General features: G+C 67.3%; 5 protein-coding genes. 4 read left to right on the plus strand and 1 reads right to left on the minus strand.

Going from position 1 to position 3,119, the window contains the following annotated elements:
* The 4 genes from WB785_RS20425 to WB785_RS20440 form a co-directional block, all read left to right on the plus strand.
* Nucleotides 1-676, plus strand: a 676-nt coding sequence (locus tag WB785_RS20425) for an SDR family NAD(P)-dependent oxidoreductase (RefSeq protein WP_424081247.1), incomplete at its 5' end; no start/stop codon positions are given.
* Complete coding sequence (pyrE, locus tag WB785_RS20430; protein WP_424081248.1) at nucleotides 663-1,217, plus strand: orotate phosphoribosyltransferase; 555 nt, start codon at nucleotides 663-665, stop codon at nucleotides 1,215-1,217. The genes WB785_RS20425 and pyrE, both read left to right, overlap by 14 nt.
* 84 nt (nucleotides 1,218-1,301) lie before the next feature.
* A complete protein-coding gene (locus WB785_RS20435; RefSeq protein ID WP_424081255.1) occupies nucleotides 1,302-2,168 on the plus strand; it encodes a hypothetical protein in 867 nt (288 codons plus the stop codon).
* Complete coding sequence (locus tag WB785_RS20440) at nucleotides 2,165-2,809, plus strand: TrmH family RNA methyltransferase (protein ID WP_424081250.1); 645 nt, start codon at nucleotides 2,165-2,167, stop codon at nucleotides 2,807-2,809. The genes WB785_RS20435 and WB785_RS20440 overlap by 4 nt, the downstream gene beginning before the upstream one ends.
* A gap of 7 nt (nucleotides 2,810-2,816) precedes the next feature.
* On the opposite strand, the gene WB785_RS20445 is transcribed toward WB785_RS20440, so the two are convergent.
* On the minus strand, nucleotides 2,817-3,119 hold a 303-nt coding region (locus WB785_RS20445), incomplete at its 5' end, for a cytochrome P450 (protein WP_424081253.1).

The following is a 3,119-nucleotide window of genomic DNA, read 5'->3' on the forward strand; positions in this document are numbered from 1 at the left end:
GCGCGATGCTGACCAGCTCACCGAGCTGGCCGCAGAATTGCGCGACGAGGTCGGGCGCGATGTCGAAGTGCTACCGGCCGACCTGGCCGACTCGGCCGACCGCGGCAAGGTCGCGGAACGGTTGGCCGCCGGCGTCGACGTGCTGGTGAACAACGCCGGTTTCGGCACGTCCGGTGAATTCTGGACCGCCGACCCCGCGCTGCTGCAGTCCCAGTTGGACGTCAATGTCACTGCGGTGATGCAGCTGACTCGGGCCGCGCTGCCCGCGATGATCGAAGTCGGCGCCGGCAGCGTCGTCAACATCGCCAGCGTCGCCGGGTTGCTGTCCGGCCGAGGCTCGACTTATTCGGCGTCCAAGGCGTGGGTGGTGTCGTTCACCGAAGGGCTTGCCGGGGGGTTGCGCGGCACAGGTGTTGGTATCCATGTGGTGTGTCCGGGCTACGTGCACACCGCTTTTCATGAACGGGCCGGCATCGACATGACTTCGCTGCCGTCGTTCATGTGGCTCGAGGTCGACGACGTGGTCCGGGAAAGCCTGGCCGACATCGGACGAGGCAAAGTGGTCATCATCCCCGGCATGCAGTACAAGGCGATCACCACCGCCAGCCGGATGGTGCCGCGAAACCTGGCGCGCGCCGCCACCAGAACGTTCGGCCGGGGCCGTGGCCGAACCTGACTTGACCGCGACCGACCGCGACGAGTTGGCCAAGCTGGTGCGCCAACTGGCGGTGGTACACGGTCGCGTCACGTTGTCGTCGGGCAAAGAAGCCGACTATTACGTCGACCTGCGCCGCGCGACCTTGCACCACCGCGCGGCGCCGCTGATCGGCCGGCTGATCCGCGAACTCACCGACGACTGGGAGTACGCGGCCGTCGGCGGCCTGACCCTGGGCGCTGATCCGGTCGCCACCGCCGTCATGCACGCACCCGGTCGCGTGATCGACGCTTTTGTGGTGCGAAAGTCAGTGAAAACCCATGGCATGCAACGTCTTATCGAAGGACCCGACATCTCCGGACGACGGGTCCTGGTGGTGGAGGACACCAGCACCACCGGAGCCTCGGCGATGACCGCGGTGCGCGCCGTGCAAGACGCCGGCGGACAGGTGGTTGGCGTGGCGACCGTGGTTGACCGCGCTACCGGTGCCGCCGAAGCCATCGAAGCCGAGGGCCTGCCGTACCGCAGCGTGCTGGGGCTGGCGGATCTCGGGCTGCATTAAATGTCGCGCGACGACCCGCTGCGCCCGGCTTCGCCGCGCTTGCGATCGCCGCAACAGACCGTGCGTACATTCATCGCGGTGGTGATGACGCTGGCGCTGGCCTGCGCGTGTTCGAGTTCGGCTGCACACCAACAGGTTTATGGCGCGTCGACCGCCCGGCTGGGCGAATCGTTGGCGGTGCTGGGCTGGAACACGTCGATGTCCAACCTGCGCTGGCAAGACGACTACGTGCTCGTCGACGTCGATGCGGCGCCGACCGACCCCGCTAAGCCCCACGCCGATGCCCGCGACATCCGGTTTGGCCTTTACGGTGCGGTGGCACACCCCATCGAGGCCACCGGAATTGGCAGCTGCGGCAGCGTGAAAAATGTTGTTCTCCAGTCTCTTTCGGCTCCAGTTGGCAAGCGGTTGACCGGTACGGTGTGCCTGGGACCGCTGGCAGACCGCAGCGCGGTGCGCGGGGTGTACCTCTATTCGCCCCGCGACCGCATCGCCGAGACCGCGGCGGCGTACCCGGCCGCGTTTCCGGTTGGGTTGCTGCCCACGAAACAGAACGACACCGGCTTGGTGGTCAAGACCACCAGCGTGGCCGGCTGGCGGGCCGACGGCACCCAGCTGACCCAGGCCTCGCTCGGCGACCCGGCTGCCTTCAACGGCAAGGGATACATGTTGCTCGGGTTGGAAGCCGACACCATCGCAGCGAAGTACCGCGACGACTCCGCGGCTCGCGGCGGGCCGATGATGTTACTCGCCACACCCACGCTGCCCGCCCCCGGCCTGAGCCCGGCTTGTTCGGCTTACGGGTCGGCGGTGCTGATCTTGCCGGAGGCATCGCTGAACGCCGTTCACGTCAGCGCTTCGCTGTGCACCCAGGGCGACATCAACGAGGCGCTGCTCTACGCGACCATCGCGGTGGTGGGTACTCACGCCGCGGTCTGGACCACCAAATGAATGAGCCGGGGCCAACCGAATGGGGTACCGCCGCAAGCGGAGTCGGGCCTTGGACCGGCCCGCTGCCCGACGACCCCCGGTACGACCCTGCGCTGCTGCGTGACGGCGACAAACGCAACGTCGTCGACGCCTACCGGTACTGGACGCGTGAGGCGATTGTCGCCGACATCGACAAGCGGAGACACCCGTTGCATGTGGCGATCGAGAATTTCGGCCACGACGCCAACATCGGCGGGGTGGTGCGCACCGCCAATGCGTTCGCCGTCGACACCGTCCACATCGTCGGGCGTCGTCGGTGGAATCGCCGGGGCGCCATGGTCACCGACCGCTACCAACGGCTACGCCACCACGAGCACATCGCCGACCTGCTGCGCTTCGCGGCAGAAGCGGACCTGACGGTGGTCGCCGTCGACAACCTGCCTGGCGCAAGGCGACTCGAGCAGACGACGCTGCCGCGCAACTGCCTGCTGCTGTTCGGTCAAGAAGGCCCCGGCATCAGCGACGACGCCCGGGCGGGCGCCGCCCTGACCGTCTCGATCGCCCATTTCGGGTCGACGCGCAGCATCAACGTCTCGGTCGCGGCGGGCATCGCGATGCATAGCTGGATCAGCCAACACGGCGACATCGCGCAGGCTTGGTAGAACTCCTTTACCGCCCCACTGGTTCGAATTCGATTGGCAGAGTGGTTGGTCCGGTCAGCGCGGTCAGCGGTTTCCACGGGGCCGGCCCGGTTCGCCGGGGGTTTGGCATATGCCGCGTCATGATCGTCAGGGCTTCGGCGAGTTCGAGCCGCGCAAGGTTAGCGCCGAGGCAGTAATGCATGCCGGCGCCGAAAGTCTGTATCGCGGCAGCGCCCTCGCGGGTGATGTCGAGTTGGCCGGGGTTGTCATAGACGGCGGGATCCCGGTTGGCCGAGGCCGTGTTGGCGACGACCAGTGTGCCGGCCGGAAT

It is taken from the genome of Mycobacterium sp., from assembly GCF_049585075.1.
Taxonomy (GTDB): domain Bacteria; phylum Actinomycetota; class Actinomycetes; order Mycobacteriales; family Mycobacteriaceae; genus Mycobacterium.

Bases quoted from the DNA above. Each gene is read 5' to 3' on its own strand.
- WB785_RS20435 (WP_424081255.1), top strand. From the start codon at position 1,302: ATGACGCTGGCGCTGGCCTGCGCGTGTTCGAGTTCGGCTGCACACCAA.
- WB785_RS20440 (WP_424081250.1), top strand. From the start codon at position 2,165: ATGAATGAGCCGGGGCCAACCGAATGGGGTACCGCCGCAAGCGGAGTC.